The 16,865-nt window shown below is 75.5% G+C and carries 17 protein-coding genes; 13 read left to right on the top strand and 4 right to left on the bottom strand.

The window, feature by feature from the left end:
* Positions 1–80: 80 nt before the first annotated feature.
* On the top strand, positions 81–764 hold the full coding sequence (locus ACI79U_RS03465) for a DUF2567 domain-containing protein (protein WP_457064755.1): 684 nt from the start codon (positions 81–83) through the stop codon (positions 762–764).
* A gap of 67 nt (positions 765–831) precedes the next feature.
* Here ACI79U_RS03465 and ACI79U_RS03460 read toward each other — a convergent pair whose 3' ends face one another.
* Complete coding sequence (locus ACI79U_RS03460) at positions 832–1,752, bottom strand: LON peptidase substrate-binding domain-containing protein (protein WP_457064757.1); 921 nt, start codon at positions 1,750–1,752, stop codon at positions 832–834.
* 144 nt (positions 1,753–1,896) lie between these two features.
* Here ACI79U_RS03460 and hisD point away from each other — a divergent pair, with 144 nt between their 5' ends.
* The 7 genes from hisD to ACI79U_RS03425 all read left to right on the top strand — a co-directional run bounded on the left by hisD (position 1,897) and on the right by ACI79U_RS03425 (position 8,704).
* Complete coding sequence (hisD, locus tag ACI79U_RS03455) at positions 1,897–3,198, top strand: histidinol dehydrogenase (RefSeq protein ID WP_457064759.1); 1,302 nt, start codon at positions 1,897–1,899, stop codon at positions 3,196–3,198.
* Complete coding sequence (locus tag ACI79U_RS03450; RefSeq protein WP_457064761.1) at positions 3,195–4,316, top strand: histidinol-phosphate transaminase; 1,122 nt, start codon at positions 3,195–3,197, stop codon at positions 4,314–4,316. Before hisD ends, ACI79U_RS03450 begins: the two co-directional genes overlap by 4 nt.
* The gene (gene hisB, locus ACI79U_RS03445; protein WP_457064763.1) at positions 4,313–4,909 is read left to right on the top strand and encodes an imidazoleglycerol-phosphate dehydratase HisB; all 597 of its coding nucleotides are present in this window, start codon (positions 4,313–4,315) and stop codon (positions 4,907–4,909) included. Before ACI79U_RS03450 ends, hisB begins: the two co-directional genes overlap by 4 nt.
* 4 nt (positions 4,910–4,913) lie before the next feature.
* Positions 4,914–5,090: a hypothetical protein gene (locus ACI79U_RS03440; protein ID WP_457064765.1), complete on the top strand. Its 177-nt coding sequence runs from the start codon at positions 4,914–4,916 to the stop codon at positions 5,088–5,090.
* A gap of 71 nt (positions 5,091–5,161) precedes the next feature.
* Complete coding sequence (locus tag ACI79U_RS03435; RefSeq protein WP_457065096.1) at positions 5,162–5,689, top strand: nucleotidyltransferase family protein; 528 nt, start codon at positions 5,162–5,164, stop codon at positions 5,687–5,689.
* 10 nt (positions 5,690–5,699) lie between these two features.
* Positions 5,700–6,338 carry an imidazole glycerol phosphate synthase subunit HisH gene (gene hisH, locus ACI79U_RS03430; protein ID WP_457064767.1) on the top strand — a complete coding sequence of 213 codons (639 nt, stop codon included), beginning with the start codon at positions 5,700–5,702 and terminating at the stop codon, positions 6,336–6,338.
* Positions 6,339–6,406: 68 nt separating this feature from the next.
* Positions 6,407–8,704: a M28 family peptidase gene (locus tag ACI79U_RS03425; protein WP_457064769.1), complete on the top strand. Its 2,298-nt coding sequence runs from the start codon at positions 6,407–6,409 to the stop codon at positions 8,702–8,704.
* A gap of 3 nt (positions 8,705–8,707) precedes the next feature.
* Here the strand turns inward: ACI79U_RS03425 and ACI79U_RS03420 are convergent, their stop codons facing one another.
* Positions 8,708–9,481, bottom strand: coding sequence for an SDR family NAD(P)-dependent oxidoreductase (locus ACI79U_RS03420; protein WP_457064771.1), 774 nt, complete (start codon positions 9,479–9,481; stop codon positions 8,708–8,710).
* A gap of 16 nt (positions 9,482–9,497) precedes the next feature.
* Positions 9,498–10,097 carry a nitroreductase family protein gene (locus tag ACI79U_RS03415; protein WP_457064773.1) on the bottom strand — a complete coding sequence of 200 codons (600 nt, stop codon included), beginning with the start codon at positions 10,095–10,097 and terminating at the stop codon, positions 9,498–9,500.
* Positions 10,098–10,183: 86 nt separating this feature from the next.
* On the opposite strand from ACI79U_RS03415, the gene priA reads away from it, so the two are divergent.
* From priA to ACI79U_RS03395, 4 genes are all read left to right on the top strand, one after another.
* A complete protein-coding gene (gene priA, locus ACI79U_RS03410; RefSeq protein ID WP_457064775.1) occupies positions 10,184–10,909 on the top strand; it encodes a bifunctional 1-(5-phosphoribosyl)-5-((5-phosphoribosylamino)methylideneamino)imidazole-4-carboxamide isomerase/phosphoribosylanthranilate isomerase PriA in 726 nt (241 codons plus the stop codon).
* Complete coding sequence (locus ACI79U_RS03405; protein ID WP_457064777.1) at positions 10,906–11,325, top strand: RidA family protein; 420 nt, start codon at positions 10,906–10,908, stop codon at positions 11,323–11,325. The genes priA and ACI79U_RS03405 overlap by 4 nt, the downstream gene beginning before the upstream one ends.
* Positions 11,322–12,116, top strand: coding sequence for an imidazole glycerol phosphate synthase subunit HisF (gene hisF, locus ACI79U_RS03400; protein ID WP_457064779.1), 795 nt, complete (start codon positions 11,322–11,324; stop codon positions 12,114–12,116). The genes ACI79U_RS03405 and hisF overlap by 4 nt, the downstream gene beginning before the upstream one ends.
* Before the next feature lie 68 nt (positions 12,117–12,184).
* Positions 12,185–14,026, top strand: coding sequence for a DUF222 domain-containing protein (locus ACI79U_RS03395; protein WP_457064781.1), 1,842 nt, complete (start codon positions 12,185–12,187; stop codon positions 14,024–14,026).
* A 249-nt stretch (positions 14,027–14,275) separates the two neighbouring features.
* On the opposite strand, the gene ACI79U_RS03390 is transcribed toward ACI79U_RS03395, so the two are convergent.
* Positions 14,276–14,905: a TIGR03085 family metal-binding protein gene (locus tag ACI79U_RS03390; RefSeq protein ID WP_457064783.1), complete on the bottom strand. Its 630-nt coding sequence runs from the start codon at positions 14,903–14,905 to the stop codon at positions 14,276–14,278.
* A gap of 130 nt (positions 14,906–15,035) precedes the next feature.
* Between ACI79U_RS03390 and ACI79U_RS03385 the strand changes: the two genes are divergently transcribed.
* Positions 15,036–16,856, top strand: coding sequence for an ABC transporter ATP-binding protein (locus ACI79U_RS03385; RefSeq protein WP_457064785.1), 1,821 nt, complete (start codon positions 15,036–15,038; stop codon positions 16,854–16,856).
* The last annotated feature ends 9 nt before the right edge of the window (positions 16,857–16,865 follow it).

Here is a 16,865-nt window from a genome sequence, read left to right as displayed (position 1 = left end):
GACCCCCGTGGCCCCCACCACTCGCGAGTTGGCGGCGGGACCCTGCACGGGGGCCGCCGGCCGCGGGTGAGGATGGTGGGGTGACCGCCTCCACCCCGGGCCCCGTGCCACCGTCGTCGTGGGCACCGCCGGCGGGGCCCGGCGTCTCGCTGGCCCCCCGCCGGGCCGGGGTCCCCGGGCTGCGCGGCAGCCGCGCCGACCTGCCCGGCGCGCTCGTCGTCGTCGGTGTGCTGACGGTCGCCGGGCTGCTGGTCGGCGGGTTGTGGCTGTGGCTGGCCCCGCGCGCGGAGTTCCGGGTCACCGAGACCCAGGTGGTGCCGGTCGGTCAGGCGCCCTCGAACGAGCTGCTCATGGCCGACGACGGCGTCCTCGTCCTGCTGCTCGCCGGTCTCGGCCTGGTCGCCGGGATCGCCGGCTGGCTGTGGCGGCGCCGGCGGGGCGTGATGCTGCTGGCCGGCCTGGCCACCGGCACGCTCAGCGCGGGCGTGGTCGCCTGGCAGCTGGGGGAGGGGCTGGCGCCGGGGCCGACCGAGGAGCAGCTGGGCCAGGTGGGCACGACGGTGACCACCGGCCTCGAGCTCGGGGCGACCGCGGCGCTCGCGGTGGGCCCGTTCCTCGCCGTGCTCGCCTACCTGGTGGCCACCGCGCTCACCCCGCGCGACGACCTGGGCCGCGACGAGCCGGCCGAGCAGCCCGTGGTCGGGCTCCCGCCGGGCGGCCGGCCGCCGCTGCCCCCGGTCCCGCCGCCACGCCCGCGCGGCTGACCTGTCACCGGCCCCGTCCCGAGGGTCGCCCCGAGCGTGCGAGGGGTGCGGAGGACGGGCTCCTTCGTCAGTTGGGGGTCATCGGGCTGGAGAACTGCGCCAGCGGCACGGGCACCGCGCCGAGGGTGCGCAGCAGCGTGAGCTCGCGGCGCAGCAACCGGGACTCCATGGTCAGCCGGCGCCGGGTCGCCGACTCCGCCAGCAGCGCCTGGCGGTCCTCGGTGGTGAGCAGGGCCGCCGAGGCGACCAGCCAGGACAGCCCCCGGGCGTCGTCGCTGACCTCGCGGAGGGCCGCCGCGGTCGGCTCGAGGTCGTCGTCCTCGTCGTCGTCGGCGTCACCGGTCAGTGCGTCCAGCACGTCCTCCGGGAGCGCGCCGACCCCGCCGCCCTGGCGCACCGCGACGTCGGCGACGTAGCGGGCGAACAGCTCCCGGACGTTGCCGGCCAGCAGGTCCAGCGAGCCGCGGACCACGTCGGTGACCACGTCGTCCGCGGGGTCGTCGCCGTGGTCGTCGGTCGGGGCGACGGCGGCCAGGGCCGACGCGAACCCGTCGCCGGCGGCCTCGGAGTCCCCGGCCGCCTCCTCGGCGGCCTCCTCCTCGACCAGCCACTCGACCTCGGCCCGCAGGTACGGCGGCTCGCCGCTGTCCGGGTCGGGGAGCAGCACGTCGAGCAGTCGGAAGCGCTCACCGCCCACGGCCACCACCCGGTAGCCGCCGTCGGGCCGCGGGGAGATGAGCCGGACGACCGCGGTGCAGCCGACGTCGAACAGGGCCTCGGCCGGCGCCACCTGCTCGACCTCCCAGCCCTGCCGGATCGCGACCACGCCGAACCGCCGGTCGGGACCCTCGGGCAGCGTGGCCAGCTCGGCGATCAGCCGGCGGTACCGCGGCTCGAAGATCTGCAGCGGCAGCACCACACCGGGGAACAGCGGGGTCCCCAGCGGGAACAGCGGGATCACCGCACGGCTCGGCACCCTCTCACCCACACCCGGGAGCCTAGGGGCACGACCGCCCGGACACCCCGTGGTGCCCACCGGCGCCGCCGCGGGCGGGCGCCGACCGGCTCCGCCGGGGGTGTCCGACCCGCCGACTACCCTCGACCCGACGTCCACCGCTCCCGGAGGTGCTCCGTGCTCGCCCGCATCGACCTGCGTGGGTCCGCTCTGCCCGGGCCACGCGAGCTCGCGGCCCTGCTGCCCCGGGCCACCACCGACATCGACTCGGTGCTGGCCGTCGTCCGCCCGATCTGCGACGACGTGCGCCTGCGCGGCGCGCAGGCCGTCCGGGAGATCACCGCCCGGTTCGACGGGGTCGACGCCGAGGACTTCACCGTCCCGCAGGCCGCCCTCGACGAGGCGCTGGCCACGATCGACCCCACGCTGCGCGCCGCGCTGGAGGAGTCGATCGCCCGGGTCCGCACGGTGCACGCCGACCAGCGCCGCACCGACGTGACCACCGACGTGGTCCGCGGCGGCACGGTCACCGAGCGCTGGGTGCCGGTGCGCCGGGTCGGGCTGTACGTGCCCGGCGGGCTCGCGCCGCTGCTGAGCTCGGTGGTGATGAACGTCGTCCCGGCGCAGATCGCCGGTGTGCAGTCGATCGCGGTGGCCACCCCGCCGCAGCGGGACAACGGCGGCCTGCCCGACCCGGGCGTGCTGGCCGCGTGCGCGCTGCTGGGGGTCACCGAGGTGTACGCCGTGGGCGGGGCCCAGGCGATCGCCGTGTTCGGCTACGGCGCGGGCAACTGCGCGCCGGTCGACCTGGTCACCGGACCGGGGAACGTCTACACGACCGCGGCCAAGCGGCTGCTGCGCGGGCTGATCGGCATCGACTCGGAGGCCGGCCCGACCGAGGTCGCCGTCCTGGCCGACGACACCGCCGACCCGGTGCACGTCGCGGCCGACCTGATCAGCCAGGCCGAGCACGACCCGCTGGCCGGCGCGGTGCTGGTCACCACCAGCGAGGAGCTCGCCGACGCCGTCGTCGGCCTGCTGCCCGGGCAGGTGGCCGCGACCAAGCACAGCGACCGGATCACCACGGCCCTGGGCGGCAGCCAGTCCGGCGTCGTCCTCGTCGACGACCTCGACGCCGGCCTGGCCGTGGTCGACGCCTACGCCGCCGAGCACCTGGAGATCCAGACCCGCGACGCCCGTGCCGTGGCGATGCGCGTCCGCAACGCGGGCGCGGTCTTCGTCGGGCCGTGGGCGCCGGTGTCGCTGGGCGACTACGCCGCCGGTTCCAACCACGTGCTGCCCACCGGTGGCTGCGCGCGGCACTCCAGCGGGCTCAGCGTGCAGACCTTCCTGCGCGGCATCCACCTCATCGAGTACGACGAGCAGGCGCTGGCCGAGGTGGCCGGGCACATCGACGCCCTGGCCAACGCCGAGGACCTCCCGGCGCACGCGGCCGCCGTCCGGGCCCGCGGCCGATGACGTCCCTGGACGACCTGCCGCTGCGTCCCGAGCTCCGCGGCCGCACGCCCTACGGCGCGCCGCAGCTGCCCGTGCGGTACGCGCTGAACACCAACGAGAATCCGTACCCGCTGCCCGCGCCGCTGCTGGCCGACCTGGCCACCGCACTCGCCGAGGCGGCGCCCGGGCTCAACCGCTACCCCGACCGGGACGCCACGGCGCTGCGGGCCGACCTCGCCACCTACCTGACCCGCACCAGCGGCGTCCCGGTCGACCCGGCGCAGGTGTGGGCGGCCAACGGCTCCAACGAGGTGCTCCAGCAGCTGCTGCAGACCTTCGGGGGCAGCGGGCGGACGGCGGTGGGGTTCACCCCCTCGTACTCGATGCACCCGATCATCAGCGCCGGCACCGCGACCCGCTGGGTCGACGGGCACCGCCGGGCCGACTTCACCATCGACCCGGCGCGGGCCGCGGCCCAGGTGCGCGAGGTGGCCGCCGACGTCGTCTTCGTGACCAGCCCGAACAACCCCACCGGCACCGCGGTGGAGCTGGACACCGTCGCCGAGCTGTACGAGGCGACCAGTGGGGTGCTGGTGGTCGACGAGGCCTACACCGAGTTCGCCCGCGCCGGCACCCCGTCGGCGCTCACCCTGCTGGCCGGGCGGCCGCGGCTGGTGGTCAGCCGCACGATGAGCAAGGCCTTCGGCATGGCCGGGCTGCGGCTGGGCTACCTGGCCGCCGACCCCGCGGTCGTGGACGCCGTCCAACTGGTCCGGCTGCCCTACCACCTGAGCTCGCTCACCCAGACCGCCGCCCGGACGGCGCTGGCGCACACCGACGCCCTGCTGGCCACCGTCGACGCGGTGAAGGCCGAGCGCGACCGGATCGTCGCGGCGCTGGCCGGCCTCGGCCTGACCAGCGTGCCCAGCGACGCGAACTTCGTGCTCTTCGGCCGGTTCGCCGACGCGCCCGCGGCCTGGCGGGCGCTGCTGGACCGGGACGTGCTGGTCCGCGACGTCGGGCTGCCCGGCTGGCTGCGGGTCACCGCCGGCACGCCCGAGGAGACCGACGCGTTCCTCACCGCGCTGGGTGAGATCGCCGCCGACCACCGCACCACTGAGGGAGACTCGAGCTCATGAGCCGCACTGCACGCGTCGAGCGGGCCACCAGCGAGACCAAGCTCGTCGTCGAGCTGGACCTGGACGGCACCGGCACGTCCGACATCGCCACCGGGGTCGGGTTCTACGACCACATGCTCACCGCGCTGTCCAAGCACAGCGGCATCGACCTGACCGTGCGGGCCGACGGCGACCTGCACATCGACGCCCACCACACCGTCGAGGACGTCGCGATCGCGCTGGGCCAGGCCTTCGCCGAGGCGCTGGGCGACAAGCGGGGGATCACCCGCTACGGCGACGCGACCATCCCGATGGACGAGGTGCTGGTGCAGGCCGCGGTCGACCTGTCCGGCCGGCCGTACTTCGTGCACGCCGAGCCCGAGAACATGACGCCGATGATCGGGCCGGACTACCCGACGTCGCTCACCAAGCACGTGCTGGAGTCCTTCGCGTTCAACGCCCGGATCAGCCTGCACGTGCGGGTGCTCTACGCCGGCCGCGACGCCCACCACATCGTGGAGGGGCAGTTCAAGGCCCTGGCGCGGGCGCTGCGCACCGCCGTGGCGCTGGACCCGCGGGTCGGCGACGTGCCCTCCACCAAGGGCGCGCTGTAACCGGATGAACTTCGGGATCGTGCTGATGATCGTCGGCGGCTTCCTGCTCGGCGGCGCCTACAGCATCTTCAAGGCCGACTCCGACACCGACGGGCGGACCGGCGTGCAGATGGGGTTCGCCGGGCTGCTGCTGCTCGCCGCCGTGCTGGCGACGGCGGCCGGCGTCCTCCGCCTGGTCTGAGCCGTTGCCTGACGGCGAGGCCCGCTTCCTGGAGCTGGTGCCGGCCAACCCGACCGTGGCGACGGTGCTCGATCGCGCTCCCAGGCTGGGGCTGGGGGAGTGACGAAGGACCCTCGTGCCCCCCAGCCCTCGCCCGCTCGGGCCGGGGCCCTGCACGAGGGCCGGTCCGGGACGCCGACCTGTTCTGCTTCGACCCGGACACCTCGTGGGCGGGCGAGGATGCGGTCATCCGGCGCGGTGCCGAGCTCTTCGCCGACCTGCCGGTGCCGGTGGAGATCCGCAACGAGGCGCGGGTGCACCTCTGGTACGCCGACAAGTTCGGGGGGCCGGCACCGGCGCCGTTCCGGAGCTGCACGGACGCGATCGACGCCTTCGCGGCGGTCTGCTGCATGGTCGGTGTCACCGTCGGGCGGGACGGTGGGCTGCGGGTCCACGCGCCGTCCGGGTGGGACGACCTGTTCGGGATGGTGGTCCGGCCCAATCCGCGGCTCGCGCCCCCGCACGTCTACGAGACCAAGGCCGCGCGCTGGGCGTCGGAGTGGCCGCAGCTCACAGTGCTCCCCTGGAATGCCGGCGGGGGCCGGAGGGCTGGTGGGTAGCGTGGCTGCTGTGAAGAACGTCGTCGTGCTCGACTACGGGTCGGGCAACCTCCGCTCGGCGGAGCGGGCGCTGTCCCGCGTCGGTGCCGACGTCACGGTGACCGCCGACCCGCAGGCGGCGCTGGACGCCGACGGGCTCGTCGTCCCCGGCGTCGGTGCGTTCGCCGCGTGCATGGACGGGCTGCGTGCCGTCGACGGCCCCAAGGTGATCGGCCGGCGGCTGGCCGGCGGCCGGCCGGTGCTCGGCATCTGCGTCGGCATGCAGATCCTCTTCGAGCGCGGCGTCGAGCACGGTCAGGACGCCGACGGCTGCGGCGAGTGGCCCGGTGTGGTCGAGCCGCTGCAGGCCCCGGTGCTGCCGCACATGGGCTGGAACACCGTCCAGGCGCCGGAGGGCTCCACGCTCTTCGCCGGCCTCGAGGACCAGCGCTTCTACTTCGTGCACTCCTACGGCGTCCGCGAGTTCCCGCTCGCCGAGGCCGGGGTCACCGGGCGGCTCACCCCGCCGGCGGTCACCTGGGCCGAGCACGGCGACCGGTTCGTCGCCGGGGTGGAGAACGGCCCGCTCTCGGCCACCCAGTTCCACCCGGAGAAGAGCGGCGACGCCGGCGCCCAGCTGCTGACCAACTGGCTCGCCAGCCTCGACTGAGGCGCTGTGGGAGGCGCTGGCCGGCTCACCCCTAGGGTGATCCGGCCCACGTCTGCCGGAGGTGTCCCGTGCGGTCCGCCCGCCTGCTCGGCCTGGTCGTCCTGCTGCTGCTCGGTGCCCTGGCCGCGCTGAGCATCGCGGTCCTGCAACCACCGGACCCCGCGCCGGCGGACGCGCCCGCCGGTGAGTTCAGCGCGGCGCGGGCGTTCGAGCACGTCGAGACGGTCGCCGCCGAGACCCACGTGACCGGCAGCCCGGCGAACGACCGGGTGCGCGACCACCTGGTGGACACCCTCACCGACCTGGGGCTCGACCCCCGGGTGCAGGACGCGGTGGGGGCGAACCCCGGCGGCCCGGGAGAGCTCGAGGTCGCCCGGGTGCGCAACGTGGTCGGCGTCCTGCCCGGTACCGACCCCACCGGCCGGCTGTTCCTGGTCGCCCACTACGACTCGGTCGAGAACGGGCCGGGCGGCAACGACGATGCGGCCGGGGTCTCCACCGTGCTGGAGACGGTCCGGGCGCTCACCGTCGGGCCCCGGCTGCGCAACGACGTCGTGGTCGTGTTGACCGACGCCGAGGAGGCCTGCCTCTGCGGCGCCGAGGCCTTCGTCCGGGACCACCCGCTGGCCGAGGACGGTGGGGTGGTGCTGAACCTGGAGGCGCGGGGCACCGGCGGCCCGCCGGTGATGTTCGAGACGGCCACGGGCAACGCCGCGCTGGCCGGGGTGTTCGCCGACGCCGTGCCGCACCCGGTGGCGACCAGCTTCGCCGTGGAGGTCTACCGGCTGCTGCCCAACGACACCGACTTCAGCCCGTTCCTGGACAGCGGCCGCTTCACCGGGCTGAACACCGCCTACATCGACGGGTCGGCGGTCTACCACACGCCGCAGGACACGCCGTCCCGGATGAACCGCGGCAGCCTGCAGGCGATGGGTGACAACACCCTGGCGCTGACCCGCGAGCTGGGGGAGGCCGAGCTGGGGGAGCTGGCGCGGCCGGCGGCGGGGGACGCGACCTACTTCCCGGTGCTGGGCGGGCTGCTGCGGGTGCCCGGCTGGACGGTGTGGCCGGTCGCGCTCCTCGCCGTCGGCGCGGTCGGCGCGCTCGCCGTCGTGCTGCGGCAGCGCGCCGGCACGCCGCTGCGGCGCACCGTCGCCGGGTTCGCGCTCGCCGCGATCCCGGTGGTCGCCGCGCCGCTGGCCGCTCAGGGGGTGTGGGCGCTGCTGGTGGCGCTGCGCCCCGGGTACGGCGGGATGTCCGACCCGTGGCGGCCGGGCTGGTACCGGCTGGCCGTGGTGGTGCTCGTGCTCGCCGTCGTCCTGGCCTGGTACGCGCTGCTGCGCCGGCGGGTGGGCGCCGGCGCGCTGGCCACCGGCGGGCTCGGCTGGTTGGCCGTGCTGGGCGTGGTGCTGGCGGTGGTGGCCCCCGGTGGCTCCTACCTGGCCGCCGTCCCGGCGCTCGCGGGGGCGCTGGTCGGCGTCGTCGCGGTGCTGGCCCGGCCGGGCTGGGTGCGGCCGGTGGCGGCCGTGGTGGCCGGTGCGGTCGCCGTGCTGGTGCTCGCCCCGACGATCGCGCTGTTCTTCCCGGCGCTGGGCCTGGCCACCGGTGCGGCACCGGCGGTGTTCACCGTGCTGCTCGTCCTCGTGCTGCTGCCGGTGTTCGAGCTGCTGTTCCCCGTGGGTCCGGCCCGCCGGCGCAGCGCTGCACTGGTGCCCGGGGTGGCCGTGGTGCTGGCCGTGGCCCTGCTGGTCACCGGGTTGGTGGTCGACCGGTTCGACGCCGCGCACCCGGCGCCGACCCAGCTGATGTACGCCCTGGACGCCGACTCCGGGGACGCCTGGTGGATCAGCACCGAGGACGACCCGGTGCCCTGGACGGCGGGGTACGTCGCCGGGCCGGACGCCGACCCGGACGAGCTGACCGAGGTCTTCCCGGTGTTCTCCGGCGACGTCGCCACCGGTCCCGCCGACGCCGCCGGTCTGCCCGCACCCGACCTGACGGCCACCAGCACGCCGGCGGCCGGCGGGCGGGAGGTGTCCGTGCAGGTGACCTCCCAGCGCGACGCGCGGCTGCTGGTGCTCGACGTCTCCGGCGCGGAGGTGACCGGCGGCGGGGTGCTCGGGCGGCGCTTCCCGGAGGGCGTGCTGGGGGAGCAGCGGCTGACCGTGACGGTGCACGCGCCACCCGCCGACGGGGTCACCGCCACCTTCCGGGTGACCGGCGACGGTCCGGTGACGGTCCGCGCGCTGGACGGCACCGACGGGCTGGCCGAGGTGCCCGGTTTCGCCGGCCGACCGGACGACGTCGGCATCGCCGGCACGCACACCTCGGACCTGCTGGTGGTGTCGACCTCCGAGCAGCTGTGACGCTCAGCTGCGCAGGTAGCTGGCGCCGTTGACGTCGATGATCGTGCCGGTGGAGAACCGCGCCCCCGGAGAGGCCAGCCAGAGGACCGCGGAGGCGACCTCCTCCGGGCGGGCCACCCGGCCGTAGGGCGACTGGGCACGCACGGCGTCCCCGCCCGGGCCGTCGAGCACCTCGCGGGCCATCTCGGTCTGCACGAAGCCGGGCGCGACGGTGCCCACCGAGATGCCGTGCGGCGCCAGGGCGAGTGCCATCGACTGGCCGAAGGCGTTCAGTCCGGCCTTCGACGCGCCGTACGCGGGGGTGTTCGGCTCGCCGCGGAAGGCGCCCCGGCTGGAGACGTTGACCACGGCGCCGCCGCCGGCGGCGATCAGGTGCGGCAGCGCGCGGAAGGTGGCGTTGGCCGGACCGAGCAGGTTGACCGCCAGGGTGCGCTCCCAGGCCTGCTGCCACTGCGCGTAGTCGACCTCCAGCGGCGGGTGGGCGGCGAAGACCGCCGCGTTGTTCACCAGCACGTGCAGCCCGCCGAGCGCCACGGCGGCCTCGTCGACGGCGCGGCCGATCGCCTCGGCGTCGGCGACGTCGGCGGTGACCACGGTGTGCCCGTCGCCGGGCAGCTCGGCGCGGACCGCCTCGGCCTGCTCGCGCGAGGTGTTGGCGTGCACCGCCACCCGGTCGCCCTGCGCGGCGAAGGCCAGCGCGATGGCGCGGCCGATGCCGCGGGAGGCACCGGTCACCAGGACCGCGCGGGAGGTCGTGGGCTGCTCGGTCTCGGTCACGCGGCGAGTCAACCAGTCACCACTGCCCGCGGTGCACCACCTCGTCGAGTCCACGCCGGCCGCGCTTCAGCGACGGTGACCGCTTGTCCTCCCCGCCCGGCCAGCCGATGGACAGGCAGCCGACCGGGGTGTGGGTGTCGGGCACCCCGAACGCCGCGCGCAGGGCGGTGACCCGCTCGGGCGGCACCCCGAAGAAGCAGGCGCCCAGGCCCTCGTCGACCGCGGTGAGCAGCATCAGCAGCGAGGCCATCCCGGTGTCGACGTGCCAGTAGGGCACCGGCCAACGGGCCTCGTCCCGGTCGGTCCAGCCCTTGTCCGGCTCGGCGTAGCGGTCGAGGTAGGCCTCCTTGGACGAGAACGGCACCACCAGCAGCGGGGCCCGGCGCATCCGGGTGAGCCAGCCGTCGGGGGTCCCCCCGTCGGTGGTGGCGGCCCAGAAGCGGTCGCGCTCCTCGGCGGACTCCAGCACCAGGAAGGCCCAGCCCTGGCTGAACCCGGCCGACGGGGCACGGATCGCGTGCTCGAGCAGCCGGTCGCGCACGTCGGGCGGCACCGGCCGGTCGGGGTCGTAGTCGCGCACCATGCGCCGCCGGCGGACGACGTCAGCGAACTCCACCGGAAACACCTCCCCGGGACTCCATGCACGTCACCCTGCCGCAGTGGTCCGACAGGACCGTCGGCGGCGTTCCCTAGGCTGGGCCCGTGCCGAAGCTGGAGCTGCTCCCCGCCGTCGACGTCGCCGACGGCCTCGCCGTCCGTCTGGTCCAGGGGGAGGCCGGGAGCGAGACCTCCTACGGCGACCCCCTCGAGGCCGCGCTGGCCTGGCAGCGCGACGGTGCCGAGTGGGTGCACCTGGTCGACCTGGACGCCGCCTTCGGGCGCGGCTCCAACCGCGAGCTGCTGGCCCGGGTGGTCGGTCAGCTGGACGTCGACGTGGAGCTCTCCGGCGGCATCCGGGACGACGAGTCGCTGGCCGCCGCGCTGGCCACCGGCTGCCGGCGGGTCAACCTGGGCACCGCGGCGCTGGAGTCACCGGAGTGGTGCGCCCGGGCCATCGCCGAGCACGGCGACCGGATCGCCGTGGGCCTCGACGTCCGCGGCACCCGGCTGGCCGCCCGCGGCTGGACCAAGGAGGGCGGCGAGCTCTACGAGACCCTCGCCCGGCTCGACGAGGAGGGCTGTGCCCGCTACGTCGTCACCGACATCACCAAGGACGGCACGTTGCGCGGCCCCAACCTCGACCTGCTGCGCGAGGTGTGCGCGGCCACCCCGCGCCCGGTGATCGCCTCCGGTGGCGTCAGCTCGCTGGCCGACATCCGCGCCCTGGCCGGGCTGACCGAGATCGGCGTCGAGGGCGCGATCGTCGGCAAGGCGCTGTACGCGGGGGCGTTCACGTTGCCCGAGGCGCTCGCGGTGACCGCCGAGTGAGCGACGCGCGGATGGGTGCACGGCGGATCGGCTCCGGTGCGCCGTGGGAGGACGTCGTCGGCTACAGCCGGGTCGTCGTGCACGGCGAGACCGCCTGGGTGAGCGGGACCACGGCCACGGTCGAGGGCGCCGTGGCCCACCCCGGGGACGCCGCCGGTCAGACGCGGGTGGCCCTCACCGGCATCCAGCGGGCACTCGGCGAGGCCGGGTTCGCGCTCGGCGACGTCGTCCGCACCCGGATGTACGTCACCGACATCAGCCGCTGGGAGGAGGTCGGGCGGGTGCACGGGGAGTTCTTCCGCGACGTCCGGCCGGCCACCGCGATGGTGCAGGTCGCCGCGCTGATCGACCCGGCGATGCTGGTGGAGATCGAGGCCGATGCCGTTCGGGGTGCAGCGGTGCGGGGTGCGGCATGAGCCTCGCGGTGCGGGTGATCCCGTGCCTGGACGTCGACGCCGGGCGGGTCGTCAAGGGGGTCAACTTCGTCGACCTCGTCGACGCCGGTGACCCGGTCGAGATGGCCCGGGTCTACGACGCCGAGGGCGCCGACGAGCTCACCTTCCTCGACATCACGGCCAGCTCCGGTGACCGGGAGACCACCTACGACGTGGTCCGGCGGACCGCGGAGAGCGTCTTCATCCCGCTCACCGTCGGCGGGGGCGTGCGCAGCGTCGGCGACGTCGACAAGCTGCTGCGCGCCGGGGCGGACAAGGTCGCGGTGAACACCGCCGCTGTCGCGCGGCCGGAGCTGATCGCCGAGATCGCCGACCGGTTCGGCAACCAGGTGCTGGTGCTGTCGCTGGACGCCCGTCGGGTGCGCGACGGCGCGGTGACCGACTCGGGCTTCGAGATCACCACGCACGGCGGGCGCCGGGGCACCGGCCGGGACGCCGTGGAGTGGGTCGTGCAGGCCGCGCAGCTCGGGGTCGGCGAGGTGCTGCTGAACTCGATGGACGCCGACGGCACGCGCGCCGGGTTCGATACCGACCTGATCCGCGCGGTGCGCCGCGAGGTGAGCGTGCCGCTGATCGCCAGCGGGGGAGCGGGGGCGGTCGACCACTTCCCGCCCGCGGTCGAGGCCGGCGCCGACGCGGTGCTCGCGGCCAGCGTCTTCCACTTCGGGCAGCTGCGGGTCGGCGACGTGAAGGCCGGGCTGGCCGCCGCCGGCGTGCCGATCCGCCAGGAGACCGACCACCCGCTGGGCTGAGCGGGAGTTCTCCACAGGCGCACTCCGACCGCTCGTGGACCGGGCGCACCGCCGGTATCATCGAACACATGTTCGAACAGCTGCTCCGGCTCTTCGAGGAGCGGGACGACTCGCTCGTCGAAGCCGAGCTGCGCCGGCTGTTCGACGACGTCGTCTTCGAGGTGGACGGCGAACGGCACGGCACGCGCCGGCGCCCGCTGGCCGTCGAACCCGAGCCCGCCGAACCCGAGCCCGCCGAACCCGAGCACGCCGAACCCGAGCCCGTCGAAGCCGAGCCCGCCGAGGCAGCGACCGGCTGTCCGCTGGAGGGGAACGCCGAGCGGCTCGACCGGTTGGTCACCGCCGGGCATGCCCATCTCGACGCCGCGCGGGGTGCCCAGCGGCAGCAGGCCCGCGCGGCTGCCGAGCAGGCGCGGGCGCTCGCCGCGTTCGCGCGGACCCGCCCGTCGTCACTCGATCGGCCCGACACGGAGATCGGCGCGGCGGCGGCGCAGACGCGGGCAGCCAGGCACTCGGCGCTCGCATCGGTCAGCGAGTGGGCCGTCGACGAGGTGATGGTCGGGCTCGGGCTCACCACGGATGCGGCAACCTGCCTGCTGGTCGACTCGCTGCTCCTGGTCGACCGGCTCCCGGCGACGCTCGATGCGCTGTCGGACGGCCGGATCACCTGGGCGCACGCCCAGGTGATGACCGACCTGATCGCGCCGTTGCCGGACGACGTGCGTGCGGCGGCCGAGGAGCGACTGCTCGCGAAGGTCGACGGCCGGACCCGGACGCAGCTGCGGGCCGCCGCCCGCCGGATGGTGCAGAAGCTGGACGCTTCCGCGGTGGCCCGGCGGGTCACCGAGGCGGTCCGCGACCGGCGGGTCACCGTCCACGCCGGTGACGACGGGATGGCCACCCTGGGCGCCACGCTCCCCGCGCCGGTGGCCCGAGCGGTGCAGGACGCGCTGGGCCGGTACGCGGATGCCGCAGCCGTCGAGGGGGACGAGCGCACCCGGCAGCAGCGCATGGTCGACTGCCTGGTCGACCTCGTGCTGCGGCCCGGAGAGCACGGGCTGGCGCCGGTGCAGGCGCAGATCACCCTGGTCGCCGCGGTCGAGACCCTGCTGGGCGGCAGCGAGCCGGGTGAGGTCGACGGCGACCTGGTGCCCGCTGAGATGGTCCGCGAGCTCGCGATCGCACTCGGGCTGATGCCCCGCCTGGAGGCGGATGCCCCCGAAGTGGGCGCAGAGGGGCCGGCAGAACCAGAGGCGGCCGGGGCGTCGGTGGACGCTGGCGACCACAGTGCCGGTGACGACTGCCCCGGCGGCGACGACGTTGCCGATACCGCTCGGGCGGATGGCCGCCGAGCCGCGCTGGCCGACCTGCTCACCACCCGCGCGGTGCGCGGCACCGCGCTGGCGCACCGGCCGCACATCACGCTGGTCGACGAGCTCAGCGGACAGCTGGTCGCGCTCACCGACGCCTTCGCGCTGCGCGCCGGCGGGGCGCTCGGCCCGCCACCGGAGTCGCCCGGCTACTCGCCGGGTGCCGAGCTCGACCGGTTCGTCCGGCTACGCGACCGACGCTGCCGGTTCCCGGGCTGCCGGGCCCGGCCGATCCGCTGCGACCTCGACCACACGGTTCCGTGGCCGCTCGGCCCGACGTCCCACGACAACCTCTGCAGCCTGTGCCGGCACCACCACCGGCTGAGCCACCAGGCGCCCGGGTGGCACATGCGCGGGCTGCCCGGCGGTGGGCTGGAGTGGACGACGCCCTCGGGCCAGGTGGTCACCACCCACCCGATCCGGTTCGGCGCGGACGACTGGCTCGACCACCCGCCGCCGGAGAGCTCCCCGGCGGCGGACCCACCGCCCGCCGATCCACGACCACCGGATGCCCCGCCCGATGACCCGCCACCGTTCTGAGCGCGGGTCCGGCTGGGACGGCGATCAGGAACGGGCGATCGAGGACTGGGGCGGCAGCCGAGCGACCTGTCCGAGGCAGCTGGCCCCGCCCGAGGCAGCTGGCCCCGCCCGAGTCGCCCGAGAGCGGTCCGACTCACCCAAGCCGTCCGGGTCGTCCGAGCCGTCCGACTCACCCGAGCCGGCGGGCCCGTCCGGGGCACCCGGCGGTGGCGCTCACCCGGCGGTGATGCTCACCTGACGGGGGGGGGCTCACTCGACGGTCAGGTCCACGCAGGCGACGTCCTGGCGGCCACTCACCCAGAGGAGCACCTCCAGCGGGGCGCCCACCACCGTGGTGGTCGGCGTGCCCTTGCGCAGTCGCCGCTCGCTGCCCGGAGCGCCGTCGGCGACGTCGCTGCGCCGCACCATCAGCCCACCGTCGGGGCGGGCGGCCTCCCGGCCGCGGGCCAGGAACGGGACGGCCTTCCACAGCTGGTCCTGCACGTCGCCCGGCAGGTCCCGCGGTGACCAGTCCGGCTGGGCGCGCCGCACGTCCTCGTGGTGGATCACCATCTCCGTGCTGTTCAGCAGCCGGTCGACCACCGGCCAGGACCCGGGCAGCCACGCCGGGGGGCCCGCGCGCAGCGCGGCCACCAGCTCTGGCCAGTCTCGGGCGGCACCGGTCCGCTGCTGCACCCGCTGGGTCCACCCCGCGAACGGCCCGCCGAGCGCCAGCCCGGGCATCGAGTCCGGGCGACGGTCGCGGACCACCAGATGCGCGGCGAGGTCGCGGGTGGTCCACCCGGCGCACCGGGTCGGCTGGTCGGGACCCAGCTGCTCGAGCAGGTCCGCCAGCGCCGCTCGCTCCGACCGGGACACGGGCACGGCAGAGGTGGGCACACGTCGAGGCTATGCCAGCTCGGCGCCCGGCGGGGCCGGCAGCGAGACGACCCCGCCCGCAAATCGATTAGGCCGGTTAAGCAACCCGGGTAGGCTGCGGACACCGCCCGCACCATCGACTGGAGGCACCGTGCCGCGCCGCAGAGACGCCGTGGTCCGCCGCGGCGTCCGTCACATCGGGCGCGCCATCGCCGGGCAGCCGGGCATCTTCGCCCTCGCCTTCCTGGGCAGCAGCCTCTACGGCGGGATGACCGTCGCCAGCGCCTACGTCATCGGCGGGATCACCGAGCGGGTGCTGCTGCCCGCCTTCGACGAGGGCGACACCACCGCCGGCGCGCTCGGCCTGGCCGCGCTGGCCATCGTCGTCGTCGCGCTGCTGAAGATCGTCGGCATCCTCGGCCGCCGGCTCTTCGCCGGCATCATGAGCTACCGGCTGCAGGCCGAGTACCGCCGCCGGGTCACCGGCCAGTACCTGCGCCTGCCGCTGTCCTGGCACCAGCGCCACCCCACCGGGCAACTGCTGTCCAACGCCAACTCCGACGTCGAGGCCGCCTGGTTCTTCGTCTCCCCGCTGCCCTTCGCCTGCGGCGCGCTGGTCATGATCGCGATCACCATCACCGCGCTGGTGCTCACCGACCCGCTGCTCGCCGTCGTCGGCTTCGTCGTCTTCCCGCTGGTCTTCGTGCTCAACGCCGTCTACAGCCGGGTGATGAGCCCGCGGATGGCCCGCGCCCAGCAGCTGCGCGCCGAGGTCAGCGAGATCGCCCACGAGAGCTTCGACGCCGCCCTGGTGGTGAAGACCCTCGGCCGGGAGACCGACGAGACCGCCCGGTTCGGCGCCCGCGCCGACGAGCTGCGCGACGGCCTGATCGCCGTCGGCCGCGTCCGCGGGCTGTTCGACCCGATCATGGAGACGCTGCCCAACCTGGGCACCCTCGCCGTGCTGCTGATCGGCGCCGAGCGCGTCGCCGCCGGCGTCACCGGCGCCGGTGACCTGGTCTCCATCGCCTACCTGTTCACCCTGCTGGCGCTGCCGATCCGCGCGATCGGCTGGGTGCTGGCCGACCTGCCGCGTGCGCTGGCCGGCTGGGACCGGGTCACCCCGGTGCTGGAGGCCACCGGCGAGATCCCGCACGGCCCGGACGCAGCCCCCGGCGGCGACCGCGGCGCCGCAGTCGGCCTGCGCGGCGTGGGCTTCGGCTACGCGGATGCCGCCCGGCCCACCCTGGAGGACGTCACCTTCGACGTGCCCGCCGGCCGCACCCTGGCCGTCGTCGGCCCCACCGGCGCCGGCAAGTCGACCCTCGCCGGGCTGCTCGTGCGCCTGGTCGACCCGCAGCGCGGGGACGTGCTGCTCGACGACGTCGACCTGCGCACCCTCCGTGAGGGCGAGGTCAGCGACCAGGTCGCGTTCGTGGCCCAGTCGACCTTCCTCTTCGACGACACGGTGCGCGACAACATCACCCTGGGCGGCGACTTCACCGACGAGCAGGTGCACCAGGCGCTGCGGATCGCCGCCGCCGACGACTTCGTCGCCCGGCTCCCGCACGGCCTGGACACCCGGGTCGGGGAGCGCGGGGCCAGCCTCTCCGGCGGCCAGCGCCAGCGCCTCGCCCTGGCCCGCGCCGTCGTCCGCCGGCCCCGGCTGCTCATCCTCGACGACGCCACCAGCGCCGTCGACCCCTCCGTGGAGGCCCGGATCCTCGACGCCCTGCGCGCCGCCGACCGCCCGGCCACGGTCGTCGTCGTCGCCTACCGCCAGGCCACCATCGCCCTCGCCGACGAGGTCGTCTGGCTGGAGCGCGGCCGCCTGGTCGCCCGCGGCACCCACGCCGAACTGCTCGCCCAGGTGCCCGGCTACGCCCGGCTGGTGCGCGCCTACCAGCTCCCCGACGCCGGCCCGCTCAACGCCGGATCGGCCGACCGGGCGCCCGTGGAGGCCCAGGCATGAGCAGGGTGG

Source organism: Modestobacter sp. SYSU DS0904 (assembly GCF_054051115.1).
The sequence above is the reverse complement of the archived record's forward strand: the minus strand, read 5'-3'. Positions and strand labels throughout refer to the sequence as shown.

Excerpts from the sequence above, each read along its gene's own strand:
- ACI79U_RS03450 (WP_457064761.1), top strand. The coding sequence starts at position 3,195 with ATGACGTCCCTGGACGACCTGCCGCTGCGTCCCGAGCTCCGCGGCCGC.
- hisB (WP_457064763.1), top strand. The coding sequence starts at position 4,313 with ATGAGCCGCACTGCACGCGTCGAGCGGGCCACCAGCGAGACCAAGCTC.
- ACI79U_RS03440 (WP_457064765.1), top strand. The coding sequence starts at position 4,914 with ATGAACTTCGGGATCGTGCTGATGATCGTCGGCGGCTTCCTGCTCGGC.
- hisF (WP_457064779.1), top strand. The coding sequence starts at position 11,322 with ATGAGCCTCGCGGTGCGGGTGATCCCGTGCCTGGACGTCGACGCCGGG.
- ACI79U_RS03395 (WP_457064781.1), top strand. The coding sequence starts at position 12,185 with ATGTTCGAACAGCTGCTCCGGCTCTTCGAGGAGCGGGACGACTCGCTC.